14 protein-coding genes are annotated in these 23,153 nt (G+C 59.6%); 6 read left to right on the plus strand and 8 right to left on the minus strand.

Annotation, left to right across the window (positions count from 1 at the left end):
• Positions 1 to 247: 247 nt before the first annotated feature.
• Entirely contained in the window at positions 248 to 1,399 is a 1,152-nt protein-coding gene (gene yiaY, locus AR306_RS07720; protein ID WP_101497002.1) for an L-threonine dehydrogenase, read from the plus strand.
• Between the two features lie 740 nt (positions 1,400 to 2,139).
• On the opposite strand, the gene AR306_RS07725 is transcribed toward yiaY, so the two are convergent.
• The 3 genes from AR306_RS07725 to AR306_RS07735 form a co-directional block, all read right to left on the minus strand.
• The gene (locus tag AR306_RS07725) at positions 2,140 to 3,612 is read right to left on the minus strand and encodes a protein adenylyltransferase SelO (RefSeq protein ID WP_101497003.1); all 1,473 of its coding nucleotides are present in this window, start codon (positions 3,610 to 3,612) and stop codon (positions 2,140 to 2,142) included.
• A 108-nt stretch (positions 3,613 to 3,720) separates the two neighbouring features.
• Complete coding sequence (mscK, locus tag AR306_RS07730) at positions 3,721 to 6,969, minus strand: mechanosensitive channel MscK (protein WP_166627874.1); 3,249 nt, start codon at positions 6,967 to 6,969, stop codon at positions 3,721 to 3,723.
• Between the two features lie 55 nt (positions 6,970 to 7,024).
• On the minus strand, positions 7,025 to 8,767 hold the full coding sequence (locus AR306_RS07735; protein ID WP_101497005.1) for a potassium/proton antiporter: 1,743 nt from the start codon (positions 8,765 to 8,767) through the stop codon (positions 7,025 to 7,027).
• 146 nt (positions 8,768 to 8,913) lie between these two features.
• Between AR306_RS07735 and AR306_RS07740 the strand changes: the two genes are divergently transcribed.
• The 3 genes from AR306_RS07740 to trhP all read left to right on the plus strand — a co-directional run bounded on the left by AR306_RS07740 (position 8,914) and on the right by trhP (position 12,342).
• A complete protein-coding gene (locus tag AR306_RS07740; RefSeq protein ID WP_101497006.1) occupies positions 8,914 to 9,369 on the plus strand; it encodes a YiiD C-terminal domain-containing protein in 456 nt (151 codons plus the stop codon).
• Positions 9,370 to 9,524: 155 nt separating this feature from the next.
• Positions 9,525 to 10,718, plus strand: a complete 1,194-nt coding sequence (locus tag AR306_RS07745; RefSeq protein WP_101497007.1) for a BaiN/RdsA family NAD(P)/FAD-dependent oxidoreductase — start codon at positions 9,525 to 9,527, stop codon at positions 10,716 to 10,718.
• A 265-nt stretch (positions 10,719 to 10,983) separates the two neighbouring features.
• Complete coding sequence (trhP, locus tag AR306_RS07750; protein WP_101497008.1) at positions 10,984 to 12,342, plus strand: prephenate-dependent tRNA uridine(34) hydroxylase TrhP; 1,359 nt, start codon at positions 10,984 to 10,986, stop codon at positions 12,340 to 12,342.
• Between the two features lie 253 nt (positions 12,343 to 12,595).
• Here trhP and AR306_RS07755 read toward each other — a convergent pair whose 3' ends face one another.
• A complete protein-coding gene (locus AR306_RS07755) occupies positions 12,596 to 13,573 on the minus strand; it encodes an IS5 family transposase (protein WP_101497009.1) in 978 nt (325 codons plus the stop codon).
• Positions 13,574 to 13,660: 87 nt separating this feature from the next.
• Positions 13,661 to 16,504, minus strand: coding sequence for a putative bifunctional diguanylate cyclase/phosphodiesterase (locus AR306_RS07760; protein ID WP_166627873.1), 2,844 nt, complete (start codon positions 16,502 to 16,504; stop codon positions 13,661 to 13,663).
• 240 nt (positions 16,505 to 16,744) lie between these two features.
• Here AR306_RS07760 and uvrD point away from each other — a divergent pair, with 240 nt between their 5' ends.
• Positions 16,745 to 18,925 carry a DNA helicase II gene (gene uvrD, locus AR306_RS07765; protein ID WP_101497011.1) on the plus strand — a complete coding sequence of 727 codons (2,181 nt, stop codon included), beginning with the start codon at positions 16,745 to 16,747 and terminating at the stop codon, positions 18,923 to 18,925.
• A gap of 114 nt (positions 18,926 to 19,039) precedes the next feature.
• Here the strand turns inward: uvrD and AR306_RS07770 are convergent, their stop codons facing one another.
• The 3 genes from AR306_RS07770 to AR306_RS07780 are packed head-to-tail and all read right to left on the minus strand — an operon-like array spanning position 19,040 to position 21,350.
• A complete protein-coding gene (locus AR306_RS07770; RefSeq protein ID WP_101497012.1) occupies positions 19,040 to 20,383 on the minus strand; it encodes an ATP-binding protein in 1,344 nt (447 codons plus the stop codon).
• Positions 20,380 to 21,048: a response regulator transcription factor gene (locus AR306_RS07775; protein ID WP_101497013.1), complete on the minus strand. Its 669-nt coding sequence runs from the start codon at positions 21,046 to 21,048 to the stop codon at positions 20,380 to 20,382. The genes AR306_RS07770 and AR306_RS07775 overlap by 4 nt, the downstream gene beginning before the upstream one ends.
• Before the next feature lie 2 nt (positions 21,049 to 21,050).
• The gene (locus AR306_RS07780; protein ID WP_133539719.1) at positions 21,051 to 21,350 is read right to left on the minus strand and encodes a PepSY domain-containing protein; all 300 of its coding nucleotides are present in this window, start codon (positions 21,348 to 21,350) and stop codon (positions 21,051 to 21,053) included.
• A gap of 130 nt (positions 21,351 to 21,480) precedes the next feature.
• Here AR306_RS07780 and AR306_RS07785 point away from each other — a divergent pair, with 130 nt between their 5' ends.
• Positions 21,481 to 22,779, plus strand: a complete 1,299-nt coding sequence (locus AR306_RS07785; protein WP_101497015.1) for a ferredoxin reductase family protein — start codon at positions 21,481 to 21,483, stop codon at positions 22,777 to 22,779.
• Positions 22,780 to 23,153 lie beyond the last annotated feature (374 nt).

Below are 23,153 nucleotides of genomic sequence, written 5' to 3' on the forward strand. Positions count from 1 at the left end.
CCTGGACCACTACCAGCAGACCAAGAATCTGCTGGTCAGCTACAGCACCAGCCCACTGGGCTTCTTCTAATGAGACAAGGGAACACAGCCAGCCGCTGTGTTCCTTTTTATCGGCCAACGGATTTATCCGCAACCGGCATGGTCAAAAAGCAACCCGTACAGACAAGGCAGCTTCATGCCGGACCCGATAAAATCAAATTTGCACCGGCAATCCAGCCACACTGTTCAACCTGTTGAGGATATTTCCATGACCGTATCTGCTTTTTTCATGCCTTCAGTCAACCTGATTGGTGAAGGCGCTGTCGAACAGGCCTGCGATCACGCCAGGCAGGCCGGCTATACCCAGTGCCTGATCGTGACCGACAAACCGCTGGTCGAGCTGGGTTATGCTGCACAACTGCAATCACAACTGGCTGAGCGTGGTATCCAGTCATGCATCTATGATGGCGTACAGCCCAACCCGACCACCGGCAACGTCGAAGCCGGTCTGGCCCTGCTCAAGCAAAACAACTGCGACTTCCTGATTTCACTGGGTGGCGGCTCGCCCCACGACTGCGCCAAGGGCATCGCGCTGGTCGCCAGCAACGGCGGCGACATCCGCGATTACGAAGGCGTTGACCAGTCGGCCAAGCCACAGCTGCCGCTGATCTCCATCAACACCACCGCCGGTACCGCTTCGGAAATCACCCGTTTCTGCATCATCACCGACGAAAATACCCACATCAAGATGGCCATCGTCGACAAGCACGTCACCCCTGTGCTGTCAGTCAACGACCCTGCCCTGATGAAGAACATGCCTGCCGGCCTGACCGCTGCCACCGGCATGGACGCACTGACCCACGCCGTGGAAGCCTATGTGTCCACCGCCGCCAACCCAATCACCGATGCCTGCGCCCTGAAAGCCGTGACCCTGATTGCCAACAACCTGGTGACCGCAGTCAAGGACGGCAAGAACATGGCCGCACGCGACCAGATGGCCTACGCCCAGCTGCTGGCCGGCATGGCCTTCAACAACGCCTCCCTCGGCTATGTACACGCCATGGCGCACCAGCTCGGCGGTTTCTACGACCTGCCACACGGCGTGTGCAATGCGGTACTGTTGCCGCACGTACAGCGCTTCAACAGCCAGGCTGCGGCCGGCCGCCTGAAGGACGTGGCCGAAGCCATGGGCATTGATGTACAAGGCCTGAGCGACGCCCAGGGCGCGGCCGTCTGCATCGAGGCCATCGAGAAAATGGCCCGCGAAGTCGGCATTCCCGCCGGTCTGCGTGATCTCAAGGTGAAGGAAGAAGACTTCGCCGAACTGGCCACCAACGCCATGAAGGACGCCTGCGGTCTGACCAACCCGATCCAGCCGACGCATGAGCAGGTGGTTGGTATTTTTGCAGCAGCCTTCTAATTTTTATCTATCTGTTACCAACAAAACACCCGGACTTGTTCTGGGTGTTTTTATTTTGGTCAGAAGATTTTTGTGCTGCGGTTGATGGGGCTGTCCGGGGTATTGCATCAGGCTGACGCTGGTTCGGTCCTGCGGCCCAAACCGCTAATGCCTGACGCAACACCCCGGACAGCCCAGGCCACCTGGTACGGGCGGAAGGATTGAGCCCGCCAATCGGCGGGCTGCTGTCGCATGTGGGCGGAAAGCTTTGTAGTCAAGCCTGAAAGCTCCTCGATGCGGCGACCTGCAAAAAATGCAAAACTCACACAAAACCTTCAGACCACCACGCGACAGCATCCCTCTATCAGCGATAGCGGGACCCATTCTCCCCACCCGCACAAGGCAGATTCGGGTGTGGAGACGTTGGGAGCAGGCCTTCAGCGGTTTGGGCCGAAGGACCGAACCAGCGGCAGCCTGCTCACAACGTCACCGCACCCTGACACCGCAGTGCAAAACCCCATACAAAACCAGCCACCCACACAAAACCCTCAGACCACCACGCGTCAGCATCCCGCTATCAGCGATAGCGGGACCCAATCCTCCCACCCGCACAAGGCAGATTCGGGTGTGGGGACGTTGTGGGCAGGCCTTTAGCGGTTTGGGCCGCAGGACCGAACCAGCGGCAGCCTGCTCACAACGTCACCGCACCCTGGCACCGCAGTGCAAAAACACCCAAGCCGCCACAGTGCAAAACCAACAAATCAAGAAGAACAGCTTAAGGGCCATCCCTGCCGCTCCGGCGCTGTCGGCCGCGCATAGCGCTCAAAACCCGGCCGGGCAACAAAGGGTTGCGACATCACCTGATGTAATTTCTGTACCGGCTGATAATCCTGCCTATGTGCCGCCTCGATGGCCTCCTGAATCAGCGAATTGCGTAATACATATAACGGATTGACCGCCTGCATCGCCTGCTGTCGTGAATGGTTGTCACTCCCTGCCGGCATGGCCCGCGCCCACCAGTCCTGCAGCCATTGTTCCAGGTCCGCCGGTACCACACAGCTGGCGGCCAGCGGCAATAGCTGCTCAACATCATCGGCATCAGACAGTTGGCGGAAAAACCCGTTGTAATCCAGTTCGGCAGTTTGCAGGATTCGCAGCAAACGCTCGATCAGCGCCTGATCACCAGCCTCCCCGCCAACCAGGCCCAACCGTGCCCGCATCAGCCGCAGGTAAAACCCACTCTGCAACGGCTCAAATTGCGCCAACGTTTCCCGTAATGCATCCAGCTCGACCCGGCCGGTGAAGGTCTGGCCCAGAGCGGTCAGGTTCCACTCGGCCATTTCCTCCTGGCGGTTGAAAGCGTAACGCCCGCCGATGTCGGAGCTGTTGCAGACATAACCCGGCTGGTAGCGTTCGAGAAAGGCAAAAGGACCATAGTCGAGGGTTTCGCCAACAATCGACATGTTGTCGGTGTTCATCACGCCATGACAGAAACCATAGGCCTGCCAGCCGGCCAGCAGCTCGGCGGTCCGCTGGCTGATGGCGGCAAACATGGCCTGCATGGGGTTCTCCGCCGTTTGGCACTCGGGATAGTGTTGCTCCAGCACATAATCCATCAGCTGGTGCAGCTGCTCGTATTGGCGGGTGTAGTAGAAATACTCGAAATGACCGAAACGCACGTGACTGCGGGCCAATCGCAGCAAAGTGGCGGCTGTTTCGGTCAGCTCGCGGCGTACCGGCATGTCGGAGTCGACCACCGCCAGTGCGCGGGTGGTGCGGATACCCAGCGCGGCCAGGTGCTCGCTGGCCATGAATTCACGGATGCTGCTGCGCAACACTGCACAACCGTCACCATCGCGGGAAAAAGGTGTCAACCCGGCACCCTTCAGGTGCAGGTCCCACAGCTCGCCCTTGCTGTTGCGCAGCTGCGCCAATAGCTGGCCGCGACCATCACCCAGCTGCGGTGTGTAGCCGCCAAACTGGTGGCCGGCATAAACCATGGCCAGCGGCTCTATGCCCTCGAAAACTGCCTGCCCGGCTACCAGCGCGAGAAACTCCGGCTGTTGCAACAGCTGCTGCGGCCAGTCGAGCAACGTGGCTGCTTGCGGACTGACAGCTACCATGCGTGGCTCCGGCAATGGCCTAGGTCGTACCCGTACAGAAAAATACGCCCCCAGCCGGGCAAAGGCATCATCGGCATGCAGCTGCAGGCCGCAGAAATCCATCGTGTTCATGCTTGCTCCTGTCGTTAGGGCACATTGTATTCGCAGGCTAACCGGCCACCTGTTCCGACGCTGTTACTCTGTCGCCTGCCCGCCGGGCATGACGAGACAAACATCAAACTAGCCGGAGTGCCGCTGTCTGGTGCTCCAGTGCGCCTCATCACCCTGCTCGTTCTTGATGAACACATCCACCTGCTTGAATGCCATCTGGATGCCGGCCTCGCGGAAACGCTCCACCAGCCGGTTGTGCACCTCGTCAATCGAGGTGTTGCGGTCGCTGATCTCGCCGACGTGATAGCGCATCTCGTGATTGAAGCCGCTGGCACCGATCTCAAGAAACAATACCACCGGCTCCGGATCTTCGAGAATGCGCGAGTTTTCCTGCATGATCTCCAGCATCAGCCGGCGTGCCCGCTCCAGATCGACATCATAAGACAGGCTGATGTGCAGGGTGATGCGGGTCACGCTGTCGCTGAGCGACCAGTTGAGCAGGCGCTCGGTCACCAGCACCTTGTTGGGGATGATGCTTTCCTTGCGGTCGAACTCGGTGATGGTGGTGGCGCGAATGCGGATACGGCTGACGGTACCCGTCATGTCGCCGATGGTGACCAGGTCGCCGATGCGCACCGGCCGCTCGAACAGGATGATCAGGCCGGAAATGAAGTTGGCAAAGATCTCCTGCAAGCCGAAACCCAGACCCACCGACAGCGCCGCCACCAGCCACTGCAACTTGTTCCAGCTGACGCCCAGCGCGGCCAGGGTGGTCACGATACCAATCGAGGAAATGGTATAGGACAGCAAGCGCATGGCTGCATAGGAGGTGCCCGGCGCCAGCTTGATGCGCGACAGGAACAGCACCTCAAGCAGCCCCGGCAGGTTGCGGGCCAGCATGACGGTCATGCCGACAATGATCAGCGCGTTGAGCAGGTCGCGCAGGCTGACATCCACCGTCGGACTGTCAATGCCGCCATGCACGGCATTCTCGTAAAGCACCACGTTATCAAGATAGGCAAACAGCGAAATGACGTCGGCCCAGACCCAGTACAGTCCGGCCACCAGCAGCAACACCAGCATCAGGCGCACCAACCTGAGCGACTGCTCGTTGACCACACTGATGTCCAGCTCTTCACCGCCGCTTTCCTGCTCTTCGGACCCTTCCTGCTGGCGCAAACGCTCGACACGCTGCCAGGCCAGCCGGCGGGCGGCAATGGCCAGGCCCCGCTCGATGGCTGCCCGCAGCAGCACCCAGACGATGACCAGCGCCAGGCTCATCAGCAAGCGCTCGCTCATTTGCAGCACGGTGTAGTAATACCCGGCAATCAGGGCCCCAACCAGCACCAGCGGCGCGGCGCCCAGCAGCAGCGCCAGCAGCTTGCCCAACAGCGGCATGCTGGTCGCGCCATACTGCTGCAGCGCGGCATTGATCAGCAGCCCGCCAAGCAGGCTCAGCCCCAGTGCCAGCACCACCACGCCCAGCACATCATCACTCAGGGCTGACAGGTTGGCCTGCGCCAGCGGTACCACCAGCGCCAGCAGCCAGACCACCAGTGCCACCCAAGCCAGCCGCTTGCGCAAAAAGGCAACCTGCACCGCCGGCCAACCAAAGTGCAACCCGGCCACACCCTGCCGCCCGAGCAGGCGGTAGGCGACGGCAAACACCAGCCCCAGCTTGGCCGTATGCAACAGGGCGGTACCAAATTCGTAGGGCACGCCCAGGGTGTGCAGCTGCGCCAGCCAGCCTGCCGTGCTGAACCAGAGGAATGCCGGCAAGGACAGCAACAACATCGCCCCGATGGCCATCGGCGTGAAGCGCTGCCGGTCGTTGAGATAGTGCCCGATGCGCGGGCGGGCATGCTCGATCGACTGGTACAGGCTGCGCCTTTTCCACAACACGGCCAGACTCACCAGCAATGCCGGTAGAAACGCCAGCCAGTAATCACGCCATACCGGCCACAGCTCGCCCAGCGCGGCACCGCCATCCAGGCTCTTCCACTGTTTCTTGAGGCGTGCCGGCAGCTGCTTCAGCCAGTCACGGTCCAGCGGCTTGTTGCTGGGAATCCAGAACATGTGCTCATCCAGCAGGATGCGCAGCTGCAACGACAGCGTCTGCAGCTGTTTCTGATTGAGCTGCACACTGATGGCCTCACTCAAATAGGCATTGAGTTCATGGTTCAGCCGCTCCATCAAACCGCTTCGCAAACGGACCAGCTCCTGCAGTGCCTCGCGGACCTGCCCGTCCTCATCGGCCTGCCCCTGTAGCGCACGACTGACATAGTCATCCGGGCGCTGCTGGGTTTCCCGGTACTGGCGCAGCTGGAACTGGTACAGGCGGGTGTCGGCAATCTGGTCGGCAAGGGTGCGGTCGAAGCTCGGCTGGGGCAGTGCCTGCTTCTGCTGATAGAGAATCTTGGCCAGCAGCACACTACCCTGCAAGGCGGCAATCTGCTCTTCCATCGCCTGTTCCGCCTGCTGCACACTGTCCAGCTGCTGGCGCACTTCCAGGCTTTTTTGCGCCAACTGGTTGCGGCGCTCGGTGATTTCGAGCAGGTAATCGGAAATTTGCAGGTTCAGGCTGCTCTCTTTCAGCAGCAAGGTATCCTCACCGGCTTTTTCCACCTTGAGCGACTGCTCCTGTACCGCCAGCTCGGAAGCTGCCTGGCGCTTTTCGCTCAACAGACCCTGCAGGGTCGCCATGTAGTCTTCCTGGGCCTGCACCCGGGTTGCCATCAGCTCGCGGGAGCTGCTGGCCAGATCCTGCAGCACGCTGTTGTTGACCAGTTCCGCCTGGCGCAAGCTGTTGCGCACCTGCAGGGCCTCCAGTTCGGCACGCAGGGCATCGAGCCGTTCGCTGCTCAACAATGGCTTGCCGCCTTCCTTGGCCGTCTTGAGCTGGTTATTGATTTCCTGGATACGCTTCTGGTTGGCGCTGATCTCGCTCTGGGCACGTTCCGGCCGGGTCTGCGCACGAACAATGGCGGTATTGGCCTCGTTGAGTTCGTTTTGCCAGGCGGATAGTTGACGCCCCTGCTCGGCCAGCAAGCCTTCCAGCTCGGGCAGACTGATGCTGGACGGCAATTGACGACGCTCAGCCTGCTGCAGCAATTGCACCAGCTCCTGGCGGTTTTTGCGGATCTGCTCGGGCGCTCCGGCAACCTGAAGTTCCAGCTGTTCCAGGCTGGCACGCGCCCGCTCTGCGTTCTCCAGCCAGCCCAGTGCCTGCTCCAGAGCCTGCTGAACCGCAAGCTGCTCGGCCTCCGGCAACTTGCGCTCGCCCAGCCCGGACAAGCTGCTTTTCAGCAGGTCTGCAGTTGGCAAGGCGACAGCAATGCCGGGCAGTCCCAGCACCATCAGCAGCCACAAAAAACGCATTAGTTTCATAGTGCACCCATATTCGGTGTCGCGGGCGGCCTGATGTAACTACCCCTTAAAAACGCGGCTTGGCTGCAGCACGTTCTTCAGAAAACTTCAGACCCACTTTGCTGACCCTGTTGTTTTCCATTTCCGCCACCATCCAGGTCAGGCCCTGCCATTCGGTGTAGTCACCCACCACCACTTCGCCACCCATCGCGCTGGTGACGAAATCCGACAGGGTTTCGCCCGGCGCATGGCCATCCAGCTGCAAGCCATAGACTGCGGCGACATCACCCAGCCGTGCTGCACCTTCCAGCACAAAGTCGCCAAAGAAGCGCTGGTCCATGCCGCGTTCGGGCTCTTCGCTGAACAGGCGGCCCAGCGCTGGCAGGTCTTCCTCATGGCCAATCACGCACAGGATATCGTCATTTTCCAGACGGGTACTGCCGGTCGGGTGCAACAGATGATTGTTGCGGAACAAGGCGGCAATCCGCGTGCCGGCCGGCATTTTCAGCTCACGCAGCTGGGCACCGATACACCATTTGTCCTTGCGCAGCCGGTAGACAAACAGCTCCCACTGGCTGGTCGGGTAAATTTCCAGCCCGGCACGGGAAATCGGCTCTGGCGCAGGCGGCACCTCGACCCGGGCCTTGCGGGCGGCAAACGGCAGGGTCGAGCCCTGCAGAATCAGCGACACCAGCACGATGAAGAAAGCCACGTTGAAGAACAGCTGCGCATTGGGCAGGCCATACACCAGCGGGAATACCGCAAGAATGACCGGCACCGCACCACGCAGGCCGATCCAGGAGATAAACATCCGCTCGCGCAGGTTGAAACCACGAAACGGCAGCAGGCCGGCAAACACCGCCACCGGACGCGCCACCAGAATCATCCACAGTGACAACAACAGCGCGGGTATGGCAATCGGTAACAGCTCGTGCGGCGTCAGCAACAGGCCAAGCACCAGGAACATGCCGATCTGGCTGAGCCAGGCCAGGCCGTCAAACATGTGCAGGATGCCGTGGCGACTGCGGATCGGGCGGTTACCCAGCACCATGCCGAGAATGTACACGGACAGGATGCCGCTACCGCCGATCTGACCGGCAATGGCATAAATCATGATGGCGCCACTGACTGCCAGTAATGAATACAGGCCGTCGGCCACAGTCAGGCGGTTGATCATCTGCAGCAGCAACCAGCCACCGCTGACACCCAAAATGGCACCCAGACCAAACTGCTGGATCAGGCTGGTGACAAAACTCAGGCCAAAGCTGCTCTGGCCGTCCAGCAACATGCCGATCAGGGTCACAGTGAGGAACATCGCCATCGGGTCGTTACTGCCCGATTCGATCTCAAGGGTGGCACCGACCCGGTCATTAAGGCCCTTGCCGTTGAGCAGGTTGAACACCACAGCCGCGTCGGTAGAGCCGACAATCGAGCCGATCAACATGCCTTCGAGCAAGGTCAGGTTGAACAGCCACGCCGCCGCCACACCGGTCAGGACGGCGGTGGCTATCACGCCGAAAGTGGCCAGCGACAGGGCCGGCCATAGCGCCACGCGGAAGGTTGCCACCCGGGTGCGCATGCCGCCATCCAGCAGGATCACCGCCAGCGCCAGGTTACTGACGACATAGGTGAGCGAGTAATCATCAAATGCTATGCCGCCGATGCCGTCGGTGCCGGCCATCATGCCGACACCCATGAAAATCACTAGGATGGGAATCCCGATGCGCGACGACACGGCGCTGACCAGAATACTGACAGCAACCAATAAACCGCCTACAAAAAACAAACTATTGGTTACAGAAAGGTCCAAAACCCGACTCCCTGTTAAAAATAAAGCGAATAAAGGATTCTACCTTATGGAAAAAAGTTTTTAAGAAAATTAACCGGCCAGTAACAAAATTTTCTGCACGGCGTTCGCTATACTGTGCTCCGTTCATTCACCTACAGGCTGTTTGCATGCATTGCGCGACTTCTCATCTGGCCGGCGTCTTTGCCAGCGACATTCCCCTTAGCCAGGCCATGGGCGTGCAGGTTCTCTCCTGGCAGGAACGCCGGCTGCAGCTGCAGTTTCCTCTGACGCCCAACATCAACCACCAGGCCAGCATGTTCGGCGGCAGCCTGTACTGCGCCGCAGTGCTGGCCGGCTGGGGCTGGTTGCATCTGGCGCTGCGCGATGAAGGCATCGACACCACACATATCGTGGTGCAGTCCGGCACCATCAGCTACCCGCTGCCGGTGTTTGCCGACCCGGTCATTGCCGTATGTGATGCGCCGGATGACAAGGCCTGGCAGCGTTTTCTCACCACCTGGCACAAGCACGGCAAGGCCCGGCTACAAGTCACCAGCCGGGTGCTGACCGAGGTCGGCTCTGACGGAGCCGTATTGACGGGGCAGTTTGTATTGCACAGCTGATGCAGGTCCGGATTTATCCGGACAAACCCGGCAACGCCGGGCCACGTGGATGTGTGTGCGAATAAATTCGCACCTACACAGTATTTGCGCACCCCATACCCCGATCATGCAGACTTCAGGCTTTCCAGACAGCACCAATCAAACACGAGACAACCATGCAAAATCCCGACGTAATCATCATTGGCGCTGGCGCAGCCGGACTGTTTTGTGCTCAGGCAGCCGGGCATCGCGGACGCCGGGTACTGGTGCTCGATCACGCCAACAAGGCCGGCAAGAAAATCCTCATGTCCGGCGGCGGGCGCTGCAATTTCACCAACCTGCATGCCACACCTGCCGATTACCTGTGCAGTAACCGGCATTTCGTCAAGTCGGCACTTGCGCGCTACACGCCTTGGGACTTTCTCGCCCTGACCGAGCGTCACGGCGTTGCCCATGTGGAAAAGAACCCTGGCCAGCTGTTCTGCCGTGACGGAGCCAGGGATATTCTCGACCTGCTGCTGGCTGAATGCGCCAGCGCCTGTGTCGAAATCCGCCTGAATACCGGCATCCGCTCGATCCGCCCGCTACCGGATACAGGCTTCACCGTGGAAACCAGCACAGGCCGCCATCAATGCCGCTCACTGGTGATTGCCACTGGCGGGCTGTCGATTCCGACCATGGGTGCTACCGGCTTTGGCTACCAGGTTGCCGAGCAGTTTGGCCACAGCCTGCTGCCAACCCGCGCCGGGCTGGTACCTTTTACCATTACCGGGACGACACTGTCCGCCCTGTGCAAGAGCCTGTCCGGTACCGCTGTAGCCGGCGTCACCGCCCGCTGCAATGGCACGGAGTTCACCGATGACCTGCTCTTCACTCACCGCGGCCTGAGCGGACCGGTGATGCTGCAGATTTCATCCTTCTGGCAAGCTGGAGACAGCCTGCAGCTTGACCTGCTCGGCAATGGTAACGGCCTGCACTGGCTGCAGGAACAACAGGCACAGCGCGCCGACAGCGAACTGAAAACCCTGCTTGGCGAACGCTTCACCCGCAAACTGGCCAGCGCCCTGCTGGAGCATTTCGGCATCGACAACCGCCCCCTGCGCCAATACACTCCCGCACAGCTGGAAGCCATCGCCAACCAGCTGGGCAACTGGCAAATCACCCCCGCCGGCACCGAAGGCTATCGCACAGCCGAAGTCACCCTGGGCGGCATCAACACCGACGAGATTTCATCCAAAACCATGGAGTCCAAAAAACAGCCCGGCCTGTTCTTTATTGGCGAAGTGCTCGACGTCACTGGCCACCTGGGCGGCTTCAACTTTCAATGGGCCTGGGCCAGCGCCCATGCCGCAGCCGAAGCGGTCGGGTAAGGCTTGTCGCAGAAGCCATGGACCCTGCGACTTCACGCAGGGTGACAGGGCGTGCGCCCGCACTGTAGGTGCGAATTCATTCGCACAGCATTGGCGGGATGTTTCTTTGTACGAATAAATTCGTACCTACAGGGGTGATGCCCTGATTACGGAGCCAGCTCAGCAAAGCCGGCGCCAACAGCATCAGCCGATTCCGCTGCAGACAGACCTCTGAAAAGCAGATAAAATACCCGACCTTTGCAGTACCCTATTATACGAGTCCCAAATGTCCACACCCCTCCGCTCCGAGCTGCTGTGCCCTGCCGGCACGCTGAAAAACATGCGCTATGCTTTTGCCTATGGCGCCGATGCCGTTTATGCCGGTCAGCCGCGCTACAGCCTGCGCGTGCGTAACAACGACTTTACCCATGCCAATCTGGCGCTGGGCATCAAGGAAGCCCACGAGCTGGGCAAGAAGTTCTATGTGGTGGTCAACATCGCACCGCATAACGCCAAGCTGAAAACCTTCATCAAGGACCTTGAGCCGATTGTCGAGATGCAGCCCGATGCGCTGATCATGTCCGACCCCGGGCTGATCATGCTGGTGCGCGAGCATTTCCCGCAGCAGGAGATCCACCTGTCGGTGCAAGCCAACGCGGTCAACTGGGCCAGCGTCGAGTTCTGGCGCAAGCAGGGGCTGAGCCGGGTGATCCTGTCACGCGAGCTGTCGCTGGAAGAGATCGAGGAAATCCGCGAGAAAGTGCCGGAAATGGAGCTGGAAGTTTTTGTTCATGGTGCCCTGTGCATGGCCTACTCCGGCCGCTGCCTGTTGTCGGGCTACATCAACAAGCGTGACCCCAACCAGGGCACCTGTACCAACTCCTGCCGCTGGGAATACAAGACCCACGAGGCCAAGGAGAACGAGCTGGGCGACATAGTGCACAAATACGAGCCGATTGCCGCCGTACAGCAGGTTGAACCTGTAGAGCAGGTAGAGCCGGTGCTGGGCGTTGGCGCACCAACCAAGGAAGTGTTTCTGCTGGAAGACTCCAGTCGTCCGGGCGAGTACATGTCCGCCTACGAGGACGAGCACGGCACCTATATCATGAACTCCAAGGACCTGCGCGCCGTTCAGCACGTCGAGCGCCTGGTGCAGATGGGGGTGCACTCGCTGAAAATCGAAGGCCGCACCAAGTCCCACTACTATGTGGCGCGTACCGCCCAGGTCTATCGCAAGGCGATGGATGATGCCCTGGCCGGCAAGCCGTTCGACAAGTCGCTGATGGATACGCTGGAGTCACTGGCCCATCGCGGCTATACCGAGGGTTTTTTGCGCCGTCACGTGCACGACGAATACCAGAACTACGAGTACGGCCACTCGATTTCCGACAAGCAGCAGTTTGTCGGCGAGCTGAGCGGTGAGCGCAGGAATGGACTGGCCGAGGTGATCGTGAAGAACCGTTTTGCCGTCGGCGACAGTCTTGAGCTGATGACCCCCCAAGGCAACCTGACCTTTACCCTCAAGCATCTCGAAGACAAGAAAGGCGAGCCGCGTGATGTGGCACCCGGTGATGGCCACATTCTCTACATTCCACTACCGGAAGACGTGCAACTGGATTATGCGCTACTGATGCGTAATTTCTGACCGGACCGGGCCGCTTCTGCCTTGTGCGATAGCGGCCCCTATCCGGATTCCGTACCGTATTGGCAGGGTTCAATGCGCCAGCTGCGCAGGTATTTTACGGAAGCGCTGAATAAAACCGCTCAAGTCAGCAAGTTCACATAATTTCAAAAATCAGCTCTGAAAACTTGACTCCAGAGCCATAAAAGCACCTTTTTACGCACGGTTTTACCCGTTTTGCTGCTTTTCCGGGCAGCATCCCGGTTTTTAGGCGGATTTATCCCGCCAGCGGCATACATCGCCTCGACAAAAACAGGTTCGCCAGTGCAAACAGGCTATACAGTTGAGCGGTGTTTTTCGCCAAGCCACGGTAGCGAACCTTGCGATGACCAAAGTGTACTTTGAGCCAGTAAAACGGATGCTCGACCTTGGCACGAATCTGGCTTTTTAGCTGCTCGATTTTGTCCGTCAGCCGGCCTTTCTTTGTTTCGCTATCACGCAGTTTGCGGCGTTGGCCGTGGCGCATGGCAATGACCCTCTCCACATCCTTATCCTTGTTTTCTTCCCGCTTCTCAGCCCCCAGATAACCCGAATCACCGTACACCTGCTGCTCCTCGCCGTGCAGCAAGGCATGCGCCTGAGTGACGTCATGAACATTGGCCGGCGTGGTAACCAGCGTATGCACCAGTCCGCTGGCCGCATCAACGCCGATATGAGCTTTCATGCCAAAGTAATACTGCTTGCCCTTTTTGGTGTGGCGCATTTCAGGGTCACGGCTTTTGCTCTTGTTCTTGGTGGACGGCGGTGCAGCAATAATCGTAGCATCCACCACCGTTCCCTCCTTGAGGTACAAGCCTTTGGTGGCCAGCTGGTAATTGACTGCAGCAAAGATTTGCTGGGTCAGGCCATGGGTTTCCAGCAAGCGCCGAAAGCGCAACAGCGTGGTTGCATCCGGCACGGCATCACGCCCAAGGTCGATGCCCATAAACAGCTGAATCGCCGCGCTGTCGTAGACTGCATCTTCGGTGCCTTCATCGGAAAACCCCATCACCTGCTGCAAGATGTACATGCGCAGCATACGGGAAAGCCCCATGGCCGGGCGGCCTTGCTTGCCGTCTGTCTTGGGATAGTGCGGCTCAATCACCGACTCTAAAACAGACCAGGGCACAAGGCTTTCCAGAACAGCCAACAGGCGATCACGACGGGTTTGCTTCTTTTTGCTGGTGAACTCGGCTTCGGCGAAGGTGATTTGCATGACTGTGAACTCAGTGCTGACGTGATGGGCTATTTTACCAAGTCCGACCGATGCCTTGGGGTTTGTTCAGTGTTTCCTTACGCTCTTTCAGGCCGTGCAGCTCTCCAGCGCCCAGGCAATCGGGTTTTCCACCTGCAGCAAGGATTGCAATTCGGCGGCTGGTCCAGGCCGGGCAATCAGGTAGCCCTGCACCGCATCACAGCCCATGGCCTGCAGAGCTTCCAGCTGCTCCCCTGTTTCGATTCCTTCTGCCACCACCTCCAGTGACAGGCCATGCGCCATGGCAATGATCGCCCGTATGATGGCGGCATCCTTGCTGCCGCTGGACAAGTCACCAATGAAACTGCGGTCAATTTTCAGGCTGTTGGCCGGCAGCTGCTTGAGATAGCCGAGTGATGAGTAGCCTGTTCCGAAATCATCAACGGCAACCTGCACACCCATGGCCCGCAAATCGGCAATGGTTGCCAGCAAGCGTTCGGAGTCGTCCAGTAACTGGCTTTCCGTCAGTTCCAGCTCAAGCAGGCGGGCAGGCAGCCGGGTGTCATCCAGCACTGTACGTACCAGTTCCAGCACATTGCCCTGTCGCAAGTGCTGTACCGACAGGTTGACCGACACCTGCAGCGGTGCCCCCTCATCCAGCCAGCGTTTCGCCTGGCTGCAGGCCTGACGCAGGATGGTTTCACTCAGCTCGCCGATCAGTCCGGTTTCTTCGGCCAGAGGAATGAACTGCACCGGCGAAATCATGCCCCGTACCGGATGGTACCAGCGTGCCAGTGCCTCGACGGCGTAGATCCGGTTCTCTTTCAGACACAATTTGGGCTGATAATGCGCCTGCACATGCCCTTCTTTCAGGCCGCGACGCAGCTGTTGTTCCAGCTGCAGGCGCTCACCGCCGTCCGCGCTCATTTCGTCGCGATACAACTGCCAGGTGTTGCCGCCCAGATACTTCGCATGCCCCAGCGCCACCGCTGCGCGATTCAGCAACATGTGCGCATCCATTTCCTCGCCAAGCACCCAGCTGATACCAATCGATGCACTCAACAGCAGCTCTTCTCCGGCTGTTACGAAAGGTGCCCGCAAAGCGGCAAGAACGTCTTCCGCCAGCGACCCAAGCTCGCCCTGCTCGTCCAGGCCACTCACCACCATGACAAACTCGTTGCCCCCCAAACGGGCCAGGCTGCGCTGCGGGCTGGAGAAACGCTGCAGACGACGCCCAACGATGCGCAGAATCTCGTCACCGGTTTCGGTGCCAAAGCATTCATTGAGCAGTTTGAAACGGTCCAGATCGATATGCAGCAATGCCAGCCCGGTATCAACCGAGTGCGCATAACATGACACTTCCTGCAATTTCTGGTGAAACAGGTTGCGGTTGCTCAGACCAGTCAGTTCGTCGTGGCGGGCAAGATAATCCAGACGTTGTTGTGCCTCGCGAAACTGGGTCATGTCAGTGAAAAAAGCGACAACGTGAGTCAGGCCGATCCCGTCAGGAGCATAGACTGCATGCAGGCGCAAGCGCAGCGGAAACGTACTGCCGGAGCTGCGTACACCGGTCAGTTCAGCATGCCAAGCTCCCTGTTCAAGCAGCACCTGGCGTGCACTGCCCGGCCCGGATGCGACAAGAGACCGGTGCAGGCGCTCTTTGAAAGCCTTCGCGTTTTCACGCTCATAACCAGTGATGCGGGTAAACGCCTGATTGGTGGTCAGCACCTGTAATGCACCATCCATCACCATGATGGCCTCGCTGCCGGTATCAAACACAATCGATGCCAGTTTCAGTTCCTCTTCATGCTGGCGGCGCCCGCTGATGTCCCTGCGGGTACCCAGCATGCGCAAAACCCGCCCATGCCCGTCCCGGCTAATGGCCTTGCCGCTGTCTTCGATCCATACCCAGTGCCCGTCAGCATGGCGAATCCGGTACTCGACACGGTAGCCTTCCGTTTCCTGACGCAGGTGGGAGAGCATTGCCGTACGCAGCTCCGGCAAATCGTCCGGATGCATCAGTGGGCGCAAGTCTGCCAACAGCTGGTCAGCATCCACTGCATCGACACCAAGCAGTTTGTCAGAACCGGTATGGTAGATGCGGCCGGTAACCAGATCCCAGTCCCACAGTGCCAGCCCGCTGGCATCCAGAGCCTGCTGCAAACGCTCTTCGCTCGTTCGCAGCTTCTCAAAAGTCTGCTTCAGGGACTGGGTCTGTTCGCTGCTGTTGTGTTCAAGGTGTGCCTGCATGCTGCCTAGCTGCAGCTGCAATGACTGCTCACGGGTACGCAATTGTGCCAGTTCCCGTTCCAGCTGCTTCATCGACTCGCTCTGTTCTTCACGGGTCCACAGCAACAGCTGCTTCAGCATCAACTTGTTGGTATACAGCGTTGATACCCGGAATCCGGTCAGCAACTCGACCAGGATCAATCCGACCAGAAAAATAGCCAGATTCTGCAATTCAGGGCTGCTGGCCGAAGCCAGCACCTGTACTGCCCCAATCACAATAGGCGTGACATAACTGACAAACGATAGCATGCAACCCACGCTAGCCAGCCAGAAGGATACCAACATGGAAATCAGCATGGCGAGCAGCAACATTTGCTGCCAGTCACCGACAACGGGCAGCAAAATCACCATCAGGGCAGCAGTTACGATCCCGGTCATCAAGGCTCCTGCCAGCTGCAAGACCTTCCATACACCGTAACGCAGCATATCTGTGCCATAGTTGTGGTAGGCCCGTAGCATCAGCCAGTGCATACCCGCCAACGCACCAGTGGCTACAAGTACAGCTACTTGGCTATCCCGCTCCAGCTCATACTCAAACAGGGCCATGCCGAACAAGCCGCACATCACTAGCACAAAATGGGGAAACCAGGCATTACGCAGCAAACGCTGAAGCTGTTCACGCAAAAGTGCCTCCCGGTCTTTGGTAAGGCGAAGCTCGTTCATCGTGCTCATTTGTGTATTGGCCACAGCCCTTTTATAGTGTCGTGCTTGTTTCTATGATGTTGGGCGTATTGCAGATCGTAATGGCATTACTGCTCATACCCTGACGCTCCCGGCAGTACCGCCGCAAACTATAGGTGCAGCCGCCAGGCAAAGTCTATAGCACCGATGACTGATCATGCCCCGCCATGATTTCTGTTACCTGCCCATTGTTTGCTGTCTTGATTACCGGCAATTATTTCTATGAACGACGATATTTCCCACCTGCTCAACAACCTCAACGATGCCCAGCGTGAGGCGGTCGCCGCACCGCTGGGTCAGCAGCGGGTACTGGCTGGCGCCGGCTCCGGCAAGACCCGGGTGCTGGTGCACCGCATCGCCTGGTTGTGCCAGGTGGAAGATGCCGGTCCGCACAGCATTCTGGCAGTGACCTTCACCAACAAGGCCGCCGCCGAAATGCGTGAACGCATCAGCCAGCTGCTCGGCCGCAGCCCGCAGGGCATGTGGGTCGGCACCTTTCACGGGCTGGCCCACCGCCTGCTGCGGGCGCACTGGCAGGAGGCCGGTTTGCAGGACGGTTTCAGCATCCTCGACAGCGATGACCAGTTGCGCATCGTCAAGCGGGTGATGACCGAGCTGGGGCTGGACGACAAGCGCTGGCCGCCCAAGCAGGCGCAGTGGTTCATCAACGGCCAGAAGGACGAGGGATTGCGCCCGCGTCATATCCAGCCGGCCGGCGACCTGTTCCTGACCACCATGGCGCAGGTGTATGCCGCCTATGAGGACGCCTGCGCCCGCCAGAACGCGGTGGATTTCGGCGAGCTGCTGCTGCGCACGCTGGAGCTGCTGCGTGACAACGCCGGCCTGCTGGAGCACTACCAGCGGCGTTTCCGTCACATTTTGGTCGACGAGTTCCAGGACACCAACGCCGTGCAGTACGCCTGGCTGCGCCTGCTGGCCGCCAACGCCTCCAGCCTGATGATCGTCGGCGACGACGACCAGTCGATCTATGGCTGGCGCGGCGCACGCATCGAGAACATCCAGCAGTTCAACCAGGACTTCCCCAAAAGCCAGACCATCCGTCTGGAGCAGAACTACCGCTCCACCGCCACCATCCTCAAGGCGGCCAATGCGCTGATCGACCACAACAGCGGCCGGCTGGGCAAGAACCTGTGGACCAGCGATGCCGACGGCGAGCCGATCCGTTTCTATCAGGCGTTCAACGAGCAGGACGAAGCCCGTTACATCGTCGAAGTCATCGAACAGGCGCTGCGCCAGGATGGTTTCAGCCGGAGCGATATCGCCATTTTGTACCGCTCCAACGCCCAGTCACGGGTGCTGGAAGAAGCCCTGCTGCGCGCCGCCATTCCCTACCGCATCCATGGCGGGCAGAAGTTCTTCGAGCGTCTGGAAATCAAGAATGCGCTGGGTTATCTGCGCCTGCTGCGCAGCCGCCACGACGACGGCGCCATCGAGCGCATCATCAACGTGCCGCCACGCGGTATCGGCACCAAAACCGTGGAACAGCTGCGCGAGTTTGCCCGCGAGAATGAATGTTCGCTGTGGCAGGCGATGCAGCAGATGACCGACAACAAGCTGCTCAGTGGCCGCGCCAGCAATGCCATCCAGGCCTTCATGCTACTGGTGGATCAACTGGAAATCGCCACTGCCGAGTTGCCGCTGCACCAGTGCACCCGCCATGTCATCGAGCACAGCGGCCTGCTCACCTACCACAAGGAAGAAAAGGGCGAGAAAGGCCAGTCACGGGTGGAAAACCTCGACGAACTGGTCAATGCCGCGCTGGCCTTCAGCCATGAGCAGGACGAAGAGGACGGCCTGTCGCCGCTGGTCGCCTTCCTCGACCACGCCGTGCTGGAAGCCGGCGAAGCCCAGGCCGAAGAGCACGAGGACAGCGTGCAGCTGATGACCTTGCACAGCGCCAAGGGACTGGAATTCCCGCTGGTGTTCATGGCCGGCATGGAAGAAGGACTGTTTCCGCACAAGATGAGCATGGACGGTGCCGACGGGCTGGAGGAGGAACGCCGGCTGGCCTATGTCGGCATCACCCGCGCCATGCAGCAGCTGTACCTGACCTGCGCCGAAGTGCGCTGGCTGCACGGCAGCGAAACCAGCAGCCCGCAATCGCGCTTCATCCGCGAGATTCCGGCGGAGCTGGTGCAGCCGGTGCGCATGCAGGGCCAGGGCAGCCACAGCAGCAAGGGTTCCGGCAGCAGCCTGTTCCACGGCAGCGCGGTACCGGATACACCCTTCACCCTCGGCCAGGCGGTGCGCCACCCGGTATTCGGCGAAGGCGTGGTACTCAATTTCGAGGGTGCCAGCGCCCAGGCCCGGGTACAGGTGCATTTCGCCAGCGAAGGCAGCAAATGGCTGATGCTGTCGTTTGCCAAACTGGAGGCGGTTTGATTTTGGCTTCGGTGTGACCGGCAGGGTGAGGCGCTGCGCAAAGCTACACTGCCAGCCTCGAAGCACGCTTCAATCCTGTTGCTGATACTTTGCTCCGGCCTCGCCCTGCCTGACTCAATACCTTGCCGCTGGTGGAGGAAGTGGCCCGACCAGCGGCAGGCGGACACTCACCAGCAACCCGCCCAGCTCGCTGTCCTGCAACTCAAGCTGGCCATGCAGGGCATTGACGATATCCTGCACAATGGCCAGCCCGAGGCCGTGCCCCGGTGTTTGCTCGTCTGCACGCCGGCCACGCTGCACCAGTTGCCGACGTTGCCCGGGGTCAATACCGGGGCCGTCATCCTCGACAGTCAGCAGCAACTGCCGGGTTGATACCGACAGCCGCAACCGTACCTGCTCGGCAGCCCACTTGCCGGCATTGTCCAGCAGATTGCCCAGTAATTCGAGTAGGTCATCACGATCAAAGGGCAGGCGCAAGCCGGCTTGCGCCTGGTAGTCGAAGCGCACGTGACTGCCATGTATCTGCTGCAGCAGTTGCAGCAAGGCGGGAATTTCCTCGTCACAGACAAACAGCAGCCCGCCATGCTGTTCGCCCGCCATCCGCGCGCGGCTCAGCTCACGGCCGATACGCTGTTCAATCATCTGCAACTGTTCCTGCAGCAATTGCGCCAACTCGGGCTGTTGCTGCAACTCCGGCCTGGCCAGCAGGCTGTTCAACACCGCAAGGGGTGTTTTCAAGGCATGGCCCAGATTGCCGGCGGCACTGCGCGAGCGTTTCAGCTGCTCGTCAATATGTGCCAGTAGATGATTGACCTGCCTGACCAGAGGCTGCATTTCCTCCGGTACCTGCCCGGTCAGCTGGCGGCGCTGGCCACTTTCCAGCTCCCGCAGCTGTTGTCTGGCCTGCTCCAGCGGTTTCAGCGCCCGGCGAATCAACCACCACTGCAACAGGCCGATGACCAGCAATGCCAGTGCGCCCCCGGCCAGCCCCCGTATACGCAGGCGCTGGAAACGCTCCAGCAGCGGCTGATAATCCTCGGCCACGGTCACCAGCACGTCGCTGTCATCCAGCCGGTAACGGGCCTGATAGCTCAGCAACTGTTGCTGGTCCGGACCGGCAAACAGCTGGCCTTGCGCCGGCTGTTGCGGCGGCCAGGGAAAATCCCACAGCGAGCGGGAGCGAAACTCCTCATCATTGATGCGGATGATGAAATACTGTCCTGAGAAAGGTTGCAGGTAGCGGGCATCATGGTGGCGCAAATTGACCACCAACTCGTTATCCTCATCCCGAATCAGGGAAAACAACAGACTTTGCGCCTGTTGTTGCAGCTGCTGGCCCGTGTACTGGCGCAGGCTGTGATCCAGCCAGAGCAGGCCGAACTGGACCAGCAGCACGCCGGCCACCAGCAGCATTAGCACCAGCCGTGACAACAGATAGCGGGCAATCGAGCCTTTCATGCCGGCAAGCCGCCAAACAGGTACCCCTGGCCGCGACGGGTTTCAATGCATTCCCGGCCCAGTTTGCGTCGCAGGTGGCTGACATGCACCTCGACCACATTGGAGTCCGGTTCTGTTTCACCGTCATACAGGTGTTCCTGCAAGTGGCTTTTGCTCAGCAACTGCCCGGGATGCAACATGAAATAGCGCAGCAGGGCAAACTCCGCCGCAGTCAGTTCAACCCGTTGTCCGTCCAGCATGGCACACTGGCAGGCTTCATCCAGAGTGATGCCATGGACATGCAGCTGGCTGCTGTTGCTCTGGCCATGGCTGCGCCGCAACAACGCCTGAATGCGCAACAGCAGTTCTTCGGGATGAAAGGGCTTGCACAGATAGTCATCGGCACCTGCTTTCAGCCCGTCAATGCGCTCGCTCCAGCTGGTGCGGGCGGTCAGGATCAGGACCGGCAGGTCCAGGCCGTCACGACGCCACTGACGCAACACGTCCAGACCGGACAGCCCCGGCAAGCCCAGATCCAGAATCACCAGGTCATAGGGCTCAACGGCACCCTGAATCAGCGCATCACGGCCATCGGCCAGCCAGTCGGGCGCATATCCCTGCCGCTTGAGGCTGGCACACAGCTCATCGGCAAGGGCCACGTTATCCTCCACCAGTAACAGGCGCATGTTCAGTCCTCGTATGTTTTTTGCTTGACCAGCTCACCGCTTTGCGCATCGAAATACAGCTTGTACACCTGGCCGCTGCGATCCAACAGCTGCAGCTTGTACAGATAACGGCCATGCTTGTGCCTGAGTTTCATATCTAGCAAGCGCGCGTCCGGATGGCTGGCAATGGCAGAGTCCAGCAACTGCTGCACGGGCAGGATCTCACCCTGCCGGCTCATGCGCAATGCCTGCTCATGATCCAGATGGTGAGCCTGGCCGCTGACTGCAACCAGCAAGCCGATGATGGGAAAGAACCTGTGCATCTTGATATCCACAACTGCCTGATCTGCACACAAGCGTATAGCCGCAAGCTGAAGCGAGCCTGAATCGGTCATTCAGCTTGATTTAAGCCGCCGGGCCTATCCTGTAATCAGTAGAAAAAAGGAGCTTCCGATGAAAAAACTGATTTGGGGTACCGTGCTGGTTGCACTGGCTGCCTGGCTGTTGCCGGCGGCCGGCCTGCTCGCCGGCTGGGATATCTGGGCCTGGCGCAAACAACTGATTTACTTCACCGGGCTGGCGTCATTTTTGCTGATGACGCTGGTGATGCTGTTGGCAGTCAGGCCACAGTGGCTGGAAAAACCGCTCGGCGGCCTGGACAAGATGTACCGCCTGCACAAGTGGGCCGGTATCTGGTCGGTAGTGCTGGCGCTGCTGCATTACGGCATCAAGCTGGCCAAAGGCCCGATGCTGACGCTGTTCGGCGAGGCCACCGGGGAGCAGCGCATCAGGACCTTTCTGGAAGTTTTCCGCGGCAGCGCCAAGGACCTCGGCGAATGGTCGGTGTGGATCTTTGCCGTGATGATCCTGCTGGCGCTATGGCAGCGCCTGCCCTATCACCTGTGGCGCTACGTGCATAAAGCAATGGCAGTATTTTACCTGATCATCGTTTATCACGGCATTGTGCTGACTCCCGCACAATGGTGGCTGCAACCCGGCGGCGCGCTGATCGCGGCGGCCAGCATCGCAGGCAGCTGGTGTGCCCTCATCTCCCTGACAGGGCACATTGGCCGCACCAGCACCCACACAGGTCATGTACTCGCCGTGCGCCAGCTGCTGACAGATACGCTTGAAGTAGTGTGCCAGCTGGACCGCAACTGGCGGCACGCCCCCGGACAATTTGCCTTTGTCACCTTCGACCGGCTGGAGGGCCCGCATCCCTTCACCATAGCCAGCTCGGACTGCAGGGATGGCCAGGTCAGGTTTGCCATCAAGGGACTGGGAAACTACACCGAAAAACTGGTCAGTAGCATCCGTGCTGGCCAGCCGGTTACCATCGAAGGCCCTTATGGATGCTTCACCACCCCGCAGCCGGAAGACGGACAGGAGCAGATCTGGATTGCTGCCGGGATTGGCGTGACACCTTTCATCGCCTGGCTGGAAGGCTTGCAGAACTCGCCCACAGCAACCCCCGTAGCCAGCCTGTACTATTGCACCAAAAACGAGCAGGAAGCCGTATTCGCAGCACGCTTGCAGCAATTGTGCGAACGGCTGCCCGGTATCACCCTGCATCTTCACTTCAGCCAGCGGGATGGCTACCTGACAGCAGAGCAGCTGCTGGCAGGCAAGACTGCTGCGGTCAAAGTCTGGTTTTGCGGGCCAGCGGCTTTTTCCGATAGCCTCAGGCACGGAATGGAAAAGTTGGGCATGGACCTGCGCAACTTTCATCAGGAACTGTTCCAGCTGCGCTAGTGGCCTGAACGGCTAGTTCGTTAACTCAAGTTCGGATGGTTGGGGATTCGGGGCAAGGCGCTGTGACGAGTCATAGCGGGGCTATGGCGAGGAGCAGCAACGCAGCATCGGAGCCTCAGACGCCGAAATTGACTAATGAAATTAGCCGTACAGGCCACTAGTGCCCCGCACATTTACCCGCAAGGGCTGCCTTGTGCTGCAGCCTTCCTTACAGATACGGCAGCAGCACAGGCTCCGGCAGCAGCTGACCCGAAGCCTGTCACCGCCTTTCACACCCGTTTCGACAGCCACTCGGCCGCAGCACCGGCTGCGTTTTTTGTTTCAAATCGTATTTTTTCCTTGCCAACATGGGGTATTAACCTTTAAAAAGACCG

It is taken from the genome of Thiopseudomonas denitrificans, assembly GCF_002866065.1.
Taxonomy (GTDB): domain Bacteria; phylum Pseudomonadota; class Gammaproteobacteria; order Pseudomonadales; family Pseudomonadaceae; genus Thiopseudomonas; species Thiopseudomonas denitrificans.

What these genes read in the sequence shown, in the direction of transcription:
- AR306_RS07770 (WP_101497012.1), bottom strand. Translation starts at nt 20,383, where the DNA reads ATGAAAGGCTCGATTGCCCGCTATCTGTTGTCACGGCTGGTGCTAATG.
- AR306_RS07780 (WP_133539719.1), bottom strand. Translation starts at nt 21,350, where the DNA reads ATGCACAGGTTCTTTCCCATCATCGGCTTGCTGGTTGCAGTCAGCGGC.
- AR306_RS07760 (WP_166627873.1), bottom strand. Translation starts at nt 16,504, where the DNA reads ATGAACGAGCTTCGCCTTACCAAAGACCGGGAGGCACTTTTGCGTGAA.
- AR306_RS07775 (WP_101497013.1), bottom strand. Translation starts at nt 21,048, where the DNA reads ATGCGCCTGTTACTGGTGGAGGATAACGTGGCCCTTGCCGATGAGCTG.
- AR306_RS07725 (WP_101497003.1), bottom strand. Translation starts at nt 3,612, where the DNA reads ATGAACACGATGGATTTCTGCGGCCTGCAGCTGCATGCCGATGATGCC.
- mscK (WP_166627874.1), bottom strand. Translation starts at nt 6,969, where the DNA reads ATGCGTTTTTTGTGGCTGCTGATGGTGCTGGGACTGCCCGGCATTGCT.
- uvrD (WP_101497011.1), top strand. Translation starts at nt 16,745, where the DNA reads ATGAACGACGATATTTCCCACCTGCTCAACAACCTCAACGATGCCCAG.
- AR306_RS07785 (WP_101497015.1), top strand. Translation starts at nt 21,481, where the DNA reads ATGAAAAAACTGATTTGGGGTACCGTGCTGGTTGCACTGGCTGCCTGG.
- yiaY (WP_101497002.1), top strand. Translation starts at nt 248, where the DNA reads ATGACCGTATCTGCTTTTTTCATGCCTTCAGTCAACCTGATTGGTGAA.
- trhP (WP_101497008.1), top strand. Translation starts at nt 10,984, where the DNA reads ATGTCCACACCCCTCCGCTCCGAGCTGCTGTGCCCTGCCGGCACGCTG.
- AR306_RS07755 (WP_101497009.1), bottom strand. Translation starts at nt 13,573, where the DNA reads ATGCAAATCACCTTCGCCGAAGCCGAGTTCACCAGCAAAAAGAAGCAA.
- AR306_RS07745 (WP_101497007.1), top strand. Translation starts at nt 9,525, where the DNA reads ATGCAAAATCCCGACGTAATCATCATTGGCGCTGGCGCAGCCGGACTG.
- AR306_RS07740 (WP_101497006.1), top strand. Translation starts at nt 8,914, where the DNA reads ATGCATTGCGCGACTTCTCATCTGGCCGGCGTCTTTGCCAGCGACATT.